Here is a 17,296-nt window from a genome sequence, read left to right as displayed (position 1 = left end):
AATCGATGCCAGTTATCTTTCCCATGTGAGCGCCTTGTGTTTACTGTTTATCACTCTAATCAGCTCGATCTGTTGAAGTCCTTGTTGGTCTCCCTAATCCAACAGCGACCACTGTCTGACCCTTTTCAAAAAGAACTTATTCTGGTGCAAAGCCCCGGCATGGCGCAGTGGTTAAAAATGGCACTCGCCAATGAGCAGCAGATTGTCGCGAACGTCGAATTCCCGCTTCCCGCTACCTTTATCTGGCAGCTGTTTGTGCGGGTGTTGGATGGCGTGCCTGAGCGCAGTGATTTCAATAAAGAGGCGATGACATGGAAGCTAATGGACATCTTACCCAGCTGTCTGGATGCGCCAGAGTTCGCTGATTTAGCCGCGTATTTGGAAGATAGCCAGGATCAGCAACGCGCCTACCAGCTGGCCGAAAAAGTGGCCGATATTTTCGACCAGTATTTGGTCTATCGCCCCGAGTGGGTGCTGGCATGGGAGCAAGAGCAACCGGTACCCGAGCTTGACGATGTGCAGCCTTGGCAGCAAAAACTGTGGCGTCGCTTATACGATCACACATTGGCGCTGGGCCAATCGCCTTACCATCGCGCCAACTTGTATCAAGAGTTTATCGATACCTTAACCAGCCATCAGCACAAACCTGAAGGGCTTGCTGATATTGAGAGGGTGTTTGTATTTGGCATATCCGCGCTCCCACCACGCTATCTGGATGCGTTGCAAGCACTGGGCGAGCATGTGGAGGTGCATTTTATGTTCACCAACCCATGCCGTTACTATTGGGGCGATATTCGCGACAAGCGCTATCTGGCTAAACGTGCCGCATTGGCGCGGGATAAGATCAGCCGAATTGAAGACATCCCCGCCGAGAGCCAATTGGCACTGGGACTTGATGAGCCCGAGCACGGTGAAGTAGGGAACAGCTTGCTGGCGTCGATGGGAAAACTAGGGCGCGATAACTTACTGCTGCTCTCGGAAATGGCCTGTAATGAGATTGATAGCGGCTTTGTACCTATTAACCGCGATAATCTACTCCATCACATCCAAGCCGATATTTTGGATTTGAATGAGCCAGGCGATCCCAAGCAGACTGAAACCAGTGCGGCGAAAACAGAAATCGAGCCAGATGATGCTTCCATCGCAATCCATGCCTGTCACAGCCCGATGCGCGAAGTCGAAGTGCTGCACGATCAGCTACTCGCGATGTTTGAGGCCAACCCATCACTGAGCCCCCGCGATGTGATTGTGATGGTGGCGGATATCAATGCCTACAGCCCCGCCATTCAAGCGGTGTTTGGTAATGCGCCGAGTGAGCGTTTTATTCCCTTTTCCATCTCAGATCGCAGCGCCGATCAAGAAAGCCCGGTGTTAGCCGCCTTTTTGCGTCTGCTCACCCTGCCTGATAGTCGATGCAGTGCGGCGGAACTATTGGAAATTCTTGAGGTGCCGGCGGTGTCGCGCCGTTTTGCCATCGACAGCCAACAGTTTGATCAGATTAAGCAGTGGGTGGAAGAAACCGGCATTCGCTGGGGGCTTGATACCCATACCGCGAGTCAATTTGCCTTGCCCGAGCAGTATCAGAATACGTGGCTATTTGGCCTGAAACGTATGCTACTCGGCTACGCGATGCCGAGTGAGGCCGGCTTGTTTGCAGACACCGTCCCTTATGATGAAGTCCAAGGGCTTAATGCGGAGCTGGCAGGGCGGTTAGGGTTGTTTATAGACACATTGATCCACTACCAGCAGCAACTGGCGATTGAATGCGATGGTAAGACGTGGGTGGCGCGGTTGACCCAAATGCTGGATGACTGCTTCGCCATTGAAGGGGATGAAGAGTTAGCGGTCAAATTGATCCGTACCCAGTTAGACAGTTGGCTGACACAGCTTAGCGATGCTGCCTTTACCCACACGCTAACCTTGCCAGTGGTGCGCGATTACTTTAACGGCCGCCTCAACAACGAGCGAGTCAGCCAGCGCTTTTTGGCCGGTCAGGTCAACTTTTGTACCTTGATGCCGATGCGCTCCATTCCCTTTGATGTGGTGTGTTTGCTTGGGATGAATGATGGCGTGTACCCACGCACTGTGCCTAGCGTCGGTTTTGATTTAATGGTGGGCCGCACGCGGGCAGGAGATCGCTCGCGCCGCGACGATGATCGTTACCTGTTTTTAGAAGCGCTGCAGTCAGCACAGCAGCGTTTATATATCAGTTATGTCGGGCGCTCAGTGCAAGATAACAGCTTAAAAGTCCCGTCGGTGCTGGTTACCGAGCTGCTTGAATATTGTACCCAAGGCTACTGTTTGGCCGGTGACCGCGACTTACCCGAAGTCCAGTCACGTCAGCGGCTGGAAGAGAGGCTTATCCAGACGCATCCACTCACTCCCTTTAGCCCAGAGGCGTTTGCTCATGATGGTAGCTACGCGCAAGAGTGGCTACCGGCTGCCAAAGGGCAAGGGACACAACTGCCGGCATTTATGGATGATGCATTAAGCCCTGATCCGGATAGCCATATCGATCCTGTGATTGAGTTGGCTGAGTTGCAGCGCTTTTGGCGGTTGCCCGTGCGCTATTTTTTCCAACGCCGCTTGAAAGTCTTCTTTGAGCAGTTAGAAGCGCCGTTAGAAGAATTTGAACCCTTTCGCTTAGATACCTTGCACCGTTTTCAGCTGCGCGATCAGCTGTTAGCCCACTTTATTGAAACCGATGACAGCCCCCAAAGCGTGCAGGATTTTATGGCCCGACAGCGAGGACAGGGCAAGTTGCCCTTAGCGTACTTTGGCGAATTGACCTTGGATACGCAAGTTATGGTGATCCGTGATATGTACCAACGCTTGACGCCTTTGCTCGCCGCGCCGCGCCCCGATCTTGAACTCAATCTGACCCTTCCTACTGCCTTGGGTGAGGTACAACTGCAAGGTTGGCTCAATCGGCGTTATCAAGACTGCTTGGTTCGCTTTCATTGTGGCGATCTGACTGTGCGTCATCAGCTTGCGGTATGGATTGATCATTTATGCCAATGCGCGATGGGCGAAGCCGTGCCGAGTACGCTGGTGGGAGTGAAAGAAACCATCGAGTTTTCCCCACTCAGCAAAGATGATGCGCGAGCACACCTACAAGCCTTGGTTGAAGACTATCAACAGGGACTGAATCAGCCGCTTACCTATCTGCCAAGCTCAGTCGGGGCGGGGATAAAAGCTCGAGATAGTAAAAAAGGCTTTGATAACAGTGAAACCGGCCAAGACAAAGCGCTGAAATCGATACGCGATGCCTTTGTGGGAGGCTTTAATCCTGGCGAAGGACAAGACCCTTACGTTTACCGTGTTTGGCCGCAATGGCGTGAAAGCCTCGGCCAAGCGCTGTTAGCAACAGGCGATCGCCACTTAATGCCGATGTTAGCGCAGCGACAAAAACACTAGCATGCAGTGAAGTCCGCATCATAGGCGCGATGTGGCCTCTGTCTCTTCCTCTCCACGCTTCCCCCTGTTAGCCAAGTTGATGCTTGGCTTTTTATTGTGCATCGATTGTCTTTAAAAGCATGATTTTTGATGTTCTTCTTGTGTTTTTATTCATCATAGTTGAGTAAATATCTAAATGTGCGCGCTAAATATCATTAAAGAGTGAGCAGGAGGTGCGTCAATACGTCGGCGTTTAGTGCGACAATTGTTATCAATTTGTTGGTCAAAGATTGCGCGACCTGCGCCTCGTTAGGGGTCAATCTATTTGGGGTCTAAATATTTTTTAAACGATCATTTGAATGGTGGGTTTCAGAAAAAGTTATATCAATATCAGTATCTTGTGGTTTTTTAATTTGTTAGTGGACGTATTAAATGTGTGGTTTTGTAGGGTTTTTACGATGTTTTTTATTTGAACGTGTAATTAACTTAACGCACAATGTCATCGAAAATTCACATAACAAACCATGAAAAAAAGGAAGTGCCTTCATGCATAAATTCTCAAAAAGCGCAGTGGCAACCTTAGTCTCTGGCCTTTTGTTGGGTGCCTCAGCGCACGCCGACGTCAGCATTACTCAAGGTAAGACTGCAATCCCAGATGGCGAGGCAACGCATGCCCAAGACATCACGGTAAAAAATGAGCATGTCGCGTTCGCATTGGCGGTTGAGTCTGCGCCACCATGGGGCGTGCCACGTGGTACCTTGGTGGACCTCGCGGCGGTGAAAAATGGCAAAATTGATCTAGACCGAGTCGCTTTTGCAGATTTCATCCCTAATAGCTGGTCGGCTTGGCCGAACGATCGTAAGTCGATTGACATTGTGGAAGACAGCGATGAAAAAGCGGTGATCAAAGTGAGCCGTAACTTCGACAAGGTCGACATTACCACTTGGTACACCTTGGAAGCGGGCTCGGATTCGATTGGACTCAAAACCGTGATGAGCAACCAAGGCGAAGACGACCTTGAGCTAGAATCAGGCCACACGATTTGGCCGGATACGGGCTATCAGTTCGCGGTACCAGGCCTTGAAGGCAATGAAGAAGCGATGGCCGATAATGCCCTAGCCGATCGCATGGTGGCGTATGACCGTGATTGGGCGTTCGCACTGCATGCGCCTTATTTTGATCGCATCAAATATAACGGCCGCGATATGTATTTGGGTCACACGCTTAAAGCGGGCGAGACCCGTACCTTTGACTCAAAGCTCCAGGTTGTTCCCAACGGCGATATGGCACCGATTGTCAAAGCGGAAGCTGAGCGTCATGGCGAAGCGACGGGCACCATTAGCGGCCAATTGCGCGCCGACAACGGTAACGTGCCAGCCGATGCAATTGTGATGATTGAAAAAGACGGTCACCCATACGCGTGGACCCTTGCTAAAGAGGGTCAATACAACATGGCATTGCCAGAAGGTAAGTACCAAGTGTATGGCACGGCAACAGGCCATGCGAATAGCCAACCGCAATCCATTACCGTCAGTGCTGACAGTGAACAAACATTGGACTTCACATCGCTGAAAAGCCCAGCGACGCTTGCACTTAACGTGGAAGAAGCGGCCTCTGGTGTCGCCAAAGATGCGCGTGTGACTATCATTGAAGGCCAAGCGCCACCGGTTGAATTTTTGGGTAAGCGTACCTTCTTCACTGATTTACTACCTGCAGGCCATGCCGAGCTAAAACTGGCACCGGGTGAATACAAGTTAGGCATTAACGCCGGTGCGGGCTTTACTGCAGAATCACAAACTTTGGAGGTAACGCTCGAGTCGGGCAAAACCAACCAACAAGTGGTGAAAGTGCCTCAGGTGACTTTCCCGAACCGTAACCATTGGTATGGCGCTGACTTGCACCACCACGGCAATGTGCTGGAAGGGGTAACACCTCCAGAAATCGTAGTGCGTGCTCAGTTGGCAACTGACTTGGATCTGACCTTTATCAGTGATCATGACTCCACCATTAATCACAAAGTGTTTGCTGACCTATCAGCAAAACGTGGCGTACCTTTTATTCCATCGATTGAGATCTCGCCATCGTGGGGACACATGAACCCATTCCCCATCGACAATGGCGCTGCGCTGACGGTCGATCCGGGTACTGATGACGTGCACACCTTGATTGATGCTGCGCATGAGATGGGTGCAGAAGTGGTGCCGATGAACCACCCATATAACGATTATGGCTACTTCACCAATATCGCTAAGGATGCGGTGCCGGGTGGTAAGACCGATCGTTTCGACCTGATGGAGCTCAACGCACGTGTCGATAATGAGCCGACCCTTGAAAAAGCGCACAAGCTTTGGGATCAAGGCGAAGCCATGTACCTCACAGCCGGTACTGATACTCATGATGCGTGGAACCAGCTTACCGGTCGTATTCGTATGATGGCCAATGTTGATGGTGAGCTAACGCCTCTCGCCTTTGCCAAAGCGTTGAAAGCGGGTCACGGCTATGCCACCCAGGGGCCCATTCTGTACCCACAAAACATCATGTTTGGTGAAACCGCCAAGGCTGGTGATAAATGGGATATCAATGTAGTCGCCGCGGATGGTCTCAAAGAAGTACGCTTAATCGGTCAAGGTGGTGAGGTGCTAAACAGCATCACCATTAACCCCGAAGAGAGTACACAGCGCCTTGAGCTATCACTGCCTATTCCTGCGGATGCAGAAGGTTGGATCAACCTAGAAGTGGAAGACAAAGACGGCAGCACGGCATGGACCAACCCAGTTTGGCTTCAGTCGTAAGCGTTACGTCTCAATCAATGAACCAAGGCCAGCCATGCTGGCCTTTTTAATGTTCGCTTTTTAGGGAGTCATCGCTCACCGCCAAGGCTCACCAAGTCGCCTTGGTGAGCCTTTCACTGTTAGGGCTTTATCAGTGTGAAAATAGCGAGAGACCTTGCTTTACACGCTGGCTGAGTGACAGTGCTTTATCGGTCAGTTCACGGGTATCATCGCTGGCTTGGGCATTTTGATGAGACACTTCGGTGATAGCTGCTAGGTTCTTGGCCACTTCCTCGGCGGCAGCTGCTTGCTGAGTGGTTGAAGTCGCCACTTGGCCATTCAAAGCGGCGAGTTCTTGAACCTGAGTTTGCAACGCGGCCATATCACGACGCGCCGCTTGTGCGTCATTGACACATTTTTGTGTTTGTTGTTGACCATCCGCCATGCTGCTGACTGCATTGTCGGCCCGAGCTTGCAGCGTGCCGACAATATCACTGATGCGTGTGGTCGACTCTTGCGTGGATTGCGCTAATTGGCGAACCTCATCGGCAACCACTGCAAATCCACGTCCCGCTTCACCCGCTCGTGCTGCCTCAATCGCTGCGTTAAGGGCAAGTAGGTTGGTTTGCTCGGAAATGGTGTTAATGACGGTAGTCACATCACTGATTTGTTGGGTGGAGTCGGCGAGTTCACGTAAGATCTCAGACGTATCGTCGACGCGTTGCTGCACGGTTTCCATCGCGCTGGTAGCGCGTTGCAAACTGCTATCGACATCGTTGATGAGCTGTGTGGCGCTATCGGTTTGAGAAGCATTCGACTCGGTAAGGTATTGCACGTCACGTACGGCGGTAGAAAGCTCTTCGACGGCACTTGCCACAGAGTCGAGAGTGCGATTTTGTTCTTCAACCGCACGAGCGGTGCTGGCAGCCAGGCTTGCGACTTCTTCACTACCTTGATGCTGCTTGCTTACATTGGTATCTACCTGCGAGATCAGCCGCTGCAGCGCATCCAAAGCTTGGTTGGTATGCTGACTCATGTCGCTAATCTCATCGCGACCATACACGGTCGCGCGTTGAGTAAGATCGCCCTCAGCGAGTGAAGATATGACATGGCGCAGCGCCATGAGCGGTGTCAGCATCGCTCGGGAAAGGGCACTGGCAAGTACAATCATCACCGCGCTAATCAGAGCTGTCACTCCTGCTGCGTTGAGCGCTTGCTGCCACGCCTGTGCGCGTAGGTCATCCAAGTAGAACCCTGAACCAACCATTAAATCCCAAGGACCAAAACGCTTCACCACACTGAGCTTTTCTACCGCTTGATGACTACCGGGCTTTTGAAACGTATACCGCGCGATCCCCCCATTAGCTTGATTAGCGGCCTGGGTCAGAGCGGGTAAAATCGATTGGCCATCGGCATCAAAAATTTGCCGCGTGTTTTTGCCTACTGCACTTTCGGCACCAGCAATCATCACATTATTGCGATCGACGATAAAAAAGTAGCCGGTTTGGCCATATTTGAGTGCGCTGACAGCATGAAGAACGGATTCGGGGGGCGTGTCTTGGTTGGGGTATTGTCGGTGCATAGCATCAAGATAGTGCCATGCCATATCGACCTTTTTGTGCATCTGGGCGATGCGCTCTTGCTTGATGGCCTCAAAATGGGAAAAAGAAAGGTAAGCGGCCAAACTGACGAGACTTAATACGGCTAAGCCAACTAAAAGTAAGAGCTTATTACGCACCGAGAGTCGGTGGATGAGTGGCATGGTGATACTCCCTGTATGAGTTTTATATGAGTGATAGTTATAAGCAGTCCATTATTAATAGAATTAAAACTAAATATCAAGTCATGATAATGAGTATTAATATCATTTGAGAGGTGTAAGCATGAATAAAAGTCAATGAGTCGGGCAGGAAAATCTTAGCGAGCTCAGCACGGTTGTCTCGGTCAGAATATGTTTTCCCCCAGGGGGTTGCTACAATAGCGGGCAGACTAGGCGATGAAATAATGATATGGAACCGCAGATCCTCAACCCGCTCACCTTGCCACTTGATGGCGTCCGATTAATCGAAGCCTCCGCTGGCACCGGCAAGACATTTACGATTGCTGGCTTGTACCTGCGATTGTTACTTGGGCATGGCCGCGCAGCGCCGTGCCGTGTCGAGCAAATACTGGTGGTGACTTTTACCGAAGCGGCAACCCAAGAGCTGAAAGACCGTATTCGGCGTCGCATTCATGAGGCGCGTTTTGCCTTTATGCGCGGTGAGAGTGGCGATCCTATCATTGGCCCTTTGCTTGCAGAGGTAAGCGATCATAAAACCGCGGCGCAGCGACTGTTAGAGGCCGAGCGTCAGATGGACGAAGCGGCTATCTATACCATTCACGGTTTTTGTCAGCGGATGCTGACCCAAAATGCGTTTGAATCGGGCAGCCTGTTCAGTCATGAATTTGTCACCGACGAGCGACAAATTAAAGCGCGCGCGGCGGCCGATTTTTGGCGTCGTCGTTTTTATCCGTTGCCTAAATCGTTAGCCGGTGTGGTGAGCAGCTACTGGCCCGCGCCGGAGGCCTTATTAAAAGAGGTTGCGCCCTATTTATCCGGACCGGCTGTCACGGTCAAGGCGCCTGATCTTGGCGAAGATCTCATGGCGGCACACCAAGCGGCGATTGCCAAGATTGATGCGGTGAAGCGCGCATGGCGCGAGGCGGGGGAGCAGATCACCGACCAGCTCAGCGCCGCCAAGCTCGATGGCCGTAGCTATCGTAAAGATCATTTGGCGAATTGGCTTAATGCGATGGAACAATGGGCCAATGCCGAGACGCTTGATTACCAATTACCCGACAAATTGGAAAAATTCGCCCAACAGACATTAGCGGCCAAGAGCAAAGCCGAGCCACCGAGTCTGGCGCTATTTGATCACATTCAGGCATTGGTTGATCAGCCGCCGACGTTAAAACCGGGATTGACCGCACTGGCGATTAAAGAAGTGCGGCAGCTGCTCCGCCAAGAAAAACGCCGCCAAGGGTGGCTCTCATTTGACGATCTCCTTTCTCAACTTGCCAGCGCACTTGACCAAGATAACCAAGGTCAGTTGGCTGCACGTATTCGCAGCTTATATCCGGTGGCAATGATTGATGAATTCCAAGACACCGACCCACTGCAATATCAGATTTTTAGCACTGTCTATCAGCCGCCAGTGGCGGACGATACCCCTGTATTCGAAGATCAAGAAGAAGGGGGGGAGCGCACCAGCTTAATGATGATTGGCGACCCTAAGCAGGCGATTTATGCCTTCCGTGGTGCCGACATCTTCACCTATATTCATGCCCGTGCGCAGGTGAGTGATCACTACAACCTTGCTACTAACTGGCGCTCGACAGATGGTATGGTGCGCGGGGTCAATGCCTTGTTCTCACGTGCTAAGGCGCCGTTTGTCTATCAAGACAGCATTCCCTTTTTAGCGGTGGCCTCTTCGCCTAGCGCCAAACAAAAAGCGCTGGTGGTGGAGGGAAACGAGCAGCCCGCGCTCACCTTTTGGCATCACAGCCCGGATGAATTGTGTGGCAAGCAAGATTTTGAACAGACCTTAGCGGTGAGTACCGCACAGCATATCACGCAAGTGCTCAACCAATCGGTGGCGGGCAATAGTTATCTACAAACGCCTTCCGGCCAAGCCGACATTCAGCCGCACAATATCGCTGTGTTGGTGCGCACCGGACGCGAGGCACAGCTGATCAAGCAAGCGCTGGCCGAAAAAGGCGTGGTGTCTGTCTATCTTTCCAACCGTGATAATGTGTTCGCCAGCCCCGTCGCCAGCGATATTGAGCGCATCTTAGTGGCGGTGATGCAGCCTGAAAACGAGCGTAAGTTGCGAGCGGCACTAGCCAGCCCCTTATTTGGCTTGACCGCCGAGCAGCTGGCGTTACTCAATCAAGACGAAGCCTTGTGGGAGCAAGAGGTGGTGGCCTTTAGCCATTACCGTGATACCTGGCAGCGCCGTGGCGTGATGCCGATGCTTCGCCAAGTCGCCAGTGCTCGCCAAGTGGCAGAAAACTGGTTGGCGATGCCGCAAGGTGAGCGCTGTGTGACCGACTTTTTGCATATCGCGGAGTTGCTGCAAAGTGCCAGCCAGCAATTGGACAACCCACACGCGCTGATCCGCTGGCTACAAGAGCGAATGGCCGAGCCGGCTCAACAATCGGAAGAGCAGCAGGTTCGGTTGGAGTCGGAGCGTGATTTGGTGCAAATCGTCACCATCCACAAATCGAAAGGCTTGGAATACGATCTGGTTTACTTGCCGTTTGCTTGTCAGTATCGCGAAAGCAGCCAACCGTTTTATCACGATGAACAGTATCAGCCGGTGCTGGCGCTGGATAATGTCGATGAAGGCAAAGAGCGGGCTGAAAAAGAGCGGCTGGCTGAAGATATCCGCTTGCTGTACGTGGCGGTCACGCGCGCTGTGTATGGGTGTTTTATCGGCTGTGCGCCTCTTAAACAAGGTAACAGTCGGCAAAAAGATTCGGCCTTGCACTTAACGGCCCTCGGCTATTTGCTCCAGCATGGAGAAGCCGGTGATGCTAGCCTGCTGGCCGAGAGCTTGGCTGGATTAGCAAGCGCGAGCGATGCGGTGGCTGTGGTCGCGCCACCCGAGCCAGATGATAGCCGTTATGCCCCTCAAACGGGCGCGCACGAAGCGCTAAGCGCGCGTCACTTCGACGGTAAGATTGACCGTCAGTGGCGCTTAACCAGTTACTCAGGGCTGTTAAAACAAAGCCATCACATCAGCGCTTTACCAACATTGGCCAGTTATGACTTGGACGCGGACGATGATCTCGCTGACGAGGAGACGGCGGATGTGGCGGTGGATCCTTGGTCGGTTTTTGCGTTTCCCAAAGGCGCGCGAGCCGGTACCTTTTTACACACCTTATTTGAAGAAGTGGACTTTACCGCCGACTTGATGAGTGAAGAAATCGCTGAGCTTATTACCCATCATCTTAGCTTGGAAAACTATGACCCACAGTGGTGCCCGATATTGCAGCAGTGGATGACACAGGTATTGAAACACCCGCTCAATGAGCACGGGTTGATGCTCAACCAAATTGATAATGCCAGTCGATTAACTGAGATGGAGTTCGTGATGCCTTTGGCCGCACTAGACTGCCAGCGACTGAACCGACTCGCCGCACGGTATGATGCATTGTCTGCCCGCGCTGGCCAGCTCACCTTTGACACGGCGCGCGGGATGCTAAAAGGCTTTATCGATTTAACCTTCCGCGCCGATGGCAAGTATTACGTGCTGGATTGGAAGTCGAACCATTTGGGGGATAGCGTGGCCGATTACCATCCTGAGGCGCTCAAAGAGGCGATGATCGCGCACCGATACGACTTTCAGTACCAGATCTATACCTTGGCGTTGCACCGCTTTTTGCGCCAGCGGATCCTAGATTATGACTACGACACCCATGTGGGGGGCGTGTTTTATTTCTTTTTACGGGGCGCCAGCGATAGCGGCGAGACCGGCGTATTCGCGCACCGTCCCGATAAGGCACTGATTGACGCCTTGGACAACCTCTTTGCTGGAGAGTCGGTATGAAGCAAGCATTAATGGCACTTTACCAGCGTGGGGAATTGCGGGCGATTGATGTGCAATTTGCTTGTTTGATGGGTGAAGAAGAAACTCAGTTAGACAAGGCCGCTATCACAGTATGGGCGGCACTGTTGAGTCGCGAAGTGGGCAAAGGCCATGTCTGCCTTGATTTTCACCAGTGGCAGCCACCCAGCGATGTCGCGTGGCAGCCCTTGCTGGAACATATTGATAGCCAAGCGCCAAGCGAGCAATTGGCGCAGGCCTCAGTCGTGTCCGATGGGATGCAGTCAACGCCCTTGGTGCTTGCCGGACATCGATTGTATTTGCATCGCTACTGGCATGCCGAGCAGCAAGTGGCGGGGCATATTCGCCAGCGCCTCACGGCGCTATCGGTACCGAATGAGGCCAGACAAACCCTAGATAGCTTATTTGCCGCCTCACAGGCGGAGATTGATTGGCAAAAAGTGGCGGCAGCCACCGCGTTGACCCAGCCGTTTGCGGTGATTTCGGGAGGGCCGGGCACGGGTAAAACCACCACTGTTGCCCGTTTGTTGGCGGCGCTGGTGGCGTCGCACCACGCTGAACGCGCAACGTCTGCAGCGCTCACCATCAAACTGGTCGCTCCGACCGGTAAAGCCGCTAACCGATTGACTGAATCACTAGGGCGGGCGATTGCCGCCTTGCCTGTTGATCATGACGTAAAAGCGGCGCTGCCGACCCAAGCCAGTACCATTCACCGATTATTAGGGGCGATTCCGCAGCGGGTGGCGTTTCGCCATCATAAAAATAACCCCGTGCATGCGGATGTGTTGATTGTTGATGAAGCCTCGATGGTGGACTTGCCCTTGATGGCACAGCTGTTCGATGCCTTGGCGCCCTCAACACGCATTATTTTGCTGGGGGATAAAGATCAGCTTGCCTCTGTGGAAGCGGGGGCGGTGCTAGGGGATATTTGTCAGTACGCCGAGGCGGGCTATCCAGCGGCGCAAGCCGCGCGTTTAAGCCAACTGACAGGCTTTGACGTACCTGAAAACCCGCACGCGCCAGCGATTGCCAGTGCCCTGTGTCTGCTGCGCAAAAGTTATCGCTTTGATGCCCAATCCGGCATTGGCCAGCTCGCCTTTGCGGTGAACCGAGGAGAAATGGCTGAGGTGGGGGCGGTGCTAAAACGCGGCTATGGCGATATTATCCACCATGTGTTGAGTGATGACAGCTATCAGACCCTGATGCAACAAGCGGTGACAGGATATCGCGATTACTTAACGACACTCGATAATGCGAGGCTCGAAACTCCGTCATCAATGGTGGATGTGCTGAGTGCCTTTAGCCAATTTCGATTGTTATGCGCATTGACTGAAGGTCCGTTTGGCGTCGCTGGCCTCAACCAAGCCATTGAGCAGCACTTGGAGTCGGCAGGGCTGATCGCCAAAGAGCGTGACACCTGGTATCACGGCCGACCAATCATGATTTTGCAAAACGATCATGCCCTGGGGCTGTATAACGGTGACATTGGGATTGCGGTACAACACGCGGGGATCACCCGGGTGGCGTTTGAAACCCACGATGGCGAGGTGCGCTATTTGCTTGCCAGCCGTCTGCCCGCCCATCAAACCGCATTTGCGATGACGGTGCATAAATCACAAGGTTCGGAGTTTGCGCACACAGTGCTGGTGTGTCCGCCCACTATTTCACCGGTGATCACCCGCGAGCTGATTTACACCGGCATCACGCGGGCGAAGCGCCAGCTTGATCTTTACGCGTCTTGGCCGGTGCTGCGCCACGGTGTGGGGGCACGCACCGCCCGTTATAGTGGTTTGCCGGATGCCTTATTGGCCCCTTGAGCGTCGCGAAACCCGCTAAAGCGCTAAAGTCAGCACCTTAGAGCGACGCTGATAGTTGTACAGCTCTTGGCGAGTGTTGGGGAGTGCTGATACATCGGAGAGCAAAAAGCCTTGTTCTAGAAACCAATGCAGACTGTGGGTGGTGAGCACAAAAATGGTTTCGAGCCCTTTGGCTTTGGCACGTTGCTTGAGGTGATTGAGGAGCATGACGCCGCGGTCACCATCACGATAATCCGGATGAATGGCGACGCATGCCATCTCGCCGGTGCGCGCTTCACTAAACGGATAGAGTGCGGCGCAGCCTATCACTAATCCATCCCGTTCGATGATGGTAAAGCGGGGGATTTCTTGCTCCAATTGTTCTCGCGAGCGGCGCACTAGGATCCCTTGTTGCTCCAACGGGCGGATCAAATCCAAGATCCCACCGATATCGTCAATCTGGGCTTGGCGCACTTTTTCGGCACGCTCCATCACGATCTGGGTGCCGATCCCCTCAATCGAGAACAGCTCTTGGATCAAGGCGCCGTCTTTTTTATAGCTGATCAAATGGCTACGCGTAATCCCCGCCCGGCACGCGGCAATCGCGCCTCGTAAAAAGCGACTGGTGCCAGAGCCAGTATCGCCAGCTGCTTCTCTCGCTTCTAGAAGTGGCTGGGCTTGGGTAGGGAGTAACTCAGAAATCACCTCATTGTCTTGGTTTAAGACCCCTTGTTCGGAGCAAAAGCCAATCAACTTGTCTGCGCGTAACCGAATCGCGACTTGAGTCGCCACTTCTTCGGAGGTGAGGTTAAAGCATTCACCCGTCACTGAGCTGGCTACCGGCCCCATTAGCACAATCGCGTTTTGATCGAGCTGGCGCTGAATGCCATCAATATCGATGCGGCGAATTTTGCCACTGTGACAATAATCAATTCCTTCATCGACGCCCAAGGGTTGCGCGATAACAAAATTGCCACTGATCACATTGATCTGAGCGCCGGCCATGGGCGTGTTATTCAGCCCCATGGATAAACGCGCCGTAATGTCGAGCTGCACTTGACCGGCCGCTTGTTTGACCACTTCAAGCGCGTGGCTGTCGGTGATGCGAATACCTTTGTGATAAGGCGTTTCCAGTCCGTACTGATTAAGAGCACGATTGATTTGCGGGCGGGCGCCGAAGACCAATACCAGCTTCATGCCTAGGCTATTGAGTAGCGCAATATCATTGACGATATTTTGAAAGTTCTCATCCGCCATGGCCTCGCCGCCAAGCATGATCACCGCGGTTTTATCTCGGTGAGCATTGACATACGGCGCCGATTGGCGAAATCCTTTAACCAGGGCGGTACTTCTTATTTTCACGCGCTTATCCGTTTAATTATTCACTAATATTGCCTTTTTATTCTTTTTGTTCGGTGCGTGTCAACCCCCAAGCAAGTAGATAATTGCAGAGGAGAGGCAAGGATGTACTCTGCATCGTGATGTTTTTTGCTCTACGTTTATCATTATTCGCGCAATGTTTGGGAACTATCTCTCAAGATTCGCAAGTGGTTTATCAATGTGGGTCAGTTAGTTCGTTAAAATCACAATAAAACCAATAAGTGAGGTTGTAGCGTGCGGTTAACCAAACAATTTATCATGCTGGTGATTGTTCTCGTACTGGGCTGGGTGAGTTTTACCGTGGCCACCCGCCCAGAGCTGTTTGCGCCACATATGACAGACAAACAGCTTTATGGCGAATGGGTAGAACAAGATGTGGCCCCTTATGCAGCCGACCGATTTGAAATACGTCCTGATGGTGTCTACACCAATGGGAGTCGCGCCACCACTGAGTACCAGTTTGATGGTGATCAGCTTAAATACACGATAGGAACGGAAACCTACCTGTATCGGGTTGAAGACGCAAAGACGCTCGAGCGTATTGAACCTGCTCACTACACATCTTTTTTTGCTAAAGATAAACGCTCATAAGAGGAAGTGTTATCCCCAATGCGACCTGGATCAGTAGTGCTGTGATTCTAACGTGGTGAGCAGCTCGTTGACCGAGCACTGTTTCGTCGCCACCTTTCGCAAGAGATCGGCGGTTTGCGCATCACCACCCAGACAACGCTGAATACTGGCATTAATCACTTGGCGAGTGCAGCCTTCGCTGGCCATCATCCGGATCCATTGGTACTCCACTGCATTACTATCAAGTAGCGTTGAACGCCCAACTTTTAAATCCATCGCTGCTTTACTCCTTTATGTTGCACTTTCTATGCAGTTTTGTTGCAAGGATAGTACATAATAATTATATGACACTTTGATGAATGTCGCTTTGGTAAAGGAAGTAAGCTGAATAGGGTCACAATAAATCTGTATTGGTTTGCAGACAGTTACAAACTTAACGTTGAGAACTGATTGCGAAGCGGGGCGGTTTTTGCGAGCCTTAGCGCTATTAACTCACTGATTGGAATATGGTGTGAAAAAAGCGTTAGTCGTGATGGCGTGTGTGGCGGCACTCGCAGGGTGTATGCGTCCCACTGACCGAGGCCAACAATATGTGGATGGGCGATTTGAATCGATACTCACCCCGGTACCACAAGTGGTCTCTGAAAGCCCGCGAGACTTTAGTTTATTCAATGAGCAATTAGCGGAGGTGACTGCCAACTCACCCTCGTTAGTGGCGGAGCATCAAGCGGTTTATCAGCGTTTGCAAGCCTGGTTGGACGCGGGAGGCGAGATTGAGGCACTTGCGGATTATGGCTTAGGGGTGAACCAAATGGCAGGGGGAGATGATTTTGGTAACGTGATGTTTACCGGTTATTTCTCTCCTGTGATAGAGATGCGTCACCAACCGGATGCCCTGTTCCGCTATCCTGTCTACGCCAAGCCCCCTTGTGGTGAGGACTGTCCAGACCGTGCTGCTATCTATGCTGGGGCGTTGGATGGGCAGGGCTTAGAGCTGGGCTACAGCGCCTCCCTTATCGATAGTTTTATTATGGAAGTACAAGGCAGCGGCTTTGTGCATTTTGGCGATAACGACCAACTGGAGTATTTTGCCTACGGTGGCAAGAATGGTCACCCTTATGTCAGCATTGGAAAAGTACTGATCGAGAGGGGGGAAGTGCCGCGCGAAGAAATGTCGCTGAAAGCGATCCAAGAGTGGGTGGCTGCCCACCGTAAAGATGAAGTGCGTGAATTACTCGAGCAAAATCCCTCTTATGTTTTCTTTACCCCTAAGGCAGCTGATCCTGTCAGTGGTACGGCAGGTATTCCATTGAAAGCCGGGGCGTCAGTGGCGGCGGATAGACGTTATTTACCCATGGGCTCTGTGTTACTGGCTGAAGTGCCTCAGTTGGATGAGCAAGGCAAATGGACGGGCGAGCATGTATTAAAGCTTCTGATGGCATTAGATACCGGTGGCGCGGTGAAAGAGAATCATCTGGACTTGTATCATGGTATGGGCCGTAAAGCAGGCGAGCAAGCCGGGCATTACAAGCACTTTGGTCGGGTTTGGAAACTGGACGCCTTAGCGCCACAAATGGTGAGCCAGCCATAATAACGGGTTAGGTGAGGCCCTTAGAAAATAAAAAAGCGAGCGTCTAACGCTCGCTTCAGATTGCTGACGAACCCCGCCTTTTTAGGCGGGGTTCTTTTTGATAAGCGGCCGTAGGCCGCGATCGCGATATTTTTTTGTTAGAGAGTGGTCGCTACCGACCAACGCCCAAATTGGCGGATAGA

General features: G+C 52.2%; 9 protein-coding genes. 6 read left to right on the top strand and 3 right to left on the bottom strand.

Features of this window, described 5'->3' with window-relative positions:
* Positions 1-36: 36 nt before the first annotated feature.
* Both recC and EHW58_RS03940 read left to right on the top strand, forming a co-directional pair.
* Complete coding sequence (gene recC, locus EHW58_RS03945; RefSeq protein WP_370517826.1) at positions 37-3,417, top strand: exodeoxyribonuclease V subunit gamma; 3,381 nt, start codon at positions 37-39, stop codon at positions 3,415-3,417.
* Between the two features lie 525 nt (positions 3,418-3,942).
* Entirely contained in the window at positions 3,943-6,189 is a 2,247-nt protein-coding gene (locus EHW58_RS03940; RefSeq protein ID WP_152794903.1) for a CehA/McbA family metallohydrolase, read from the top strand.
* 130 nt (positions 6,190-6,319) lie between these two features.
* On the opposite strand, the gene EHW58_RS03935 is transcribed toward EHW58_RS03940, so the two are convergent.
* Positions 6,320-7,930 carry a methyl-accepting chemotaxis protein gene (locus EHW58_RS03935; RefSeq protein ID WP_152794901.1) on the bottom strand — a complete coding sequence of 537 codons (1,611 nt, stop codon included), beginning with the start codon at positions 7,928-7,930 and terminating at the stop codon, positions 6,320-6,322.
* 247 nt (positions 7,931-8,177) lie between these two features.
* Here EHW58_RS03935 and recB point away from each other — a divergent pair, with 247 nt between their 5' ends.
* A complete protein-coding gene (gene recB, locus EHW58_RS03930) occupies positions 8,178-11,759 on the top strand; it encodes an exodeoxyribonuclease V subunit beta (RefSeq protein WP_152794899.1) in 3,582 nt (1,193 codons plus the stop codon).
* Positions 11,756-13,594, top strand: coding sequence for an exodeoxyribonuclease V subunit alpha (recD, locus tag EHW58_RS03925; protein WP_152794897.1), 1,839 nt, complete (start codon positions 11,756-11,758; stop codon positions 13,592-13,594). The genes recB and recD overlap by 4 nt, the downstream gene beginning before the upstream one ends.
* Before the next feature lie 15 nt (positions 13,595-13,609).
* Here recD and argA read toward each other — a convergent pair whose 3' ends face one another.
* The gene (gene argA, locus EHW58_RS03920) at positions 13,610-14,935 is read right to left on the bottom strand and encodes an amino-acid N-acetyltransferase (protein ID WP_370517825.1); all 1,326 of its coding nucleotides are present in this window, start codon (positions 14,933-14,935) and stop codon (positions 13,610-13,612) included.
* Between the two features lie 252 nt (positions 14,936-15,187).
* On the opposite strand from argA, the gene EHW58_RS03915 reads away from it, so the two are divergent.
* The gene (locus tag EHW58_RS03915; protein ID WP_046074143.1) at positions 15,188-15,544 is read left to right on the top strand and encodes a DUF2850 domain-containing protein; all 357 of its coding nucleotides are present in this window, start codon (positions 15,188-15,190) and stop codon (positions 15,542-15,544) included.
* A 30-nt stretch (positions 15,545-15,574) separates the two neighbouring features.
* On the opposite strand, the gene EHW58_RS03910 is transcribed toward EHW58_RS03915, so the two are convergent.
* Complete coding sequence (locus EHW58_RS03910; protein WP_152794895.1) at positions 15,575-15,799, bottom strand: hypothetical protein; 225 nt, start codon at positions 15,797-15,799, stop codon at positions 15,575-15,577.
* A gap of 235 nt (positions 15,800-16,034) precedes the next feature.
* Here EHW58_RS03910 and mltA point away from each other — a divergent pair, with 235 nt between their 5' ends.
* On the top strand, positions 16,035-17,114 hold the full coding sequence (mltA, locus tag EHW58_RS03905) for a murein transglycosylase A (RefSeq protein WP_370517824.1): 1,080 nt from the start codon (positions 16,035-16,037) through the stop codon (positions 17,112-17,114).
* The last annotated feature ends 182 nt before the right edge of the window (positions 17,115-17,296 follow it).

It is taken from the genome of Salinivibrio sp. VYel1 (assembly GCF_009377945.1).
In the GTDB taxonomy this organism is placed as follows: Bacteria; Pseudomonadota; Gammaproteobacteria; order Enterobacterales; family Vibrionaceae; genus Salinivibrio; species Salinivibrio siamensis.
Note: the sequence above shows the minus strand (reverse complement) of the source record. Positions and strands in the feature narration are given on the sequence as shown.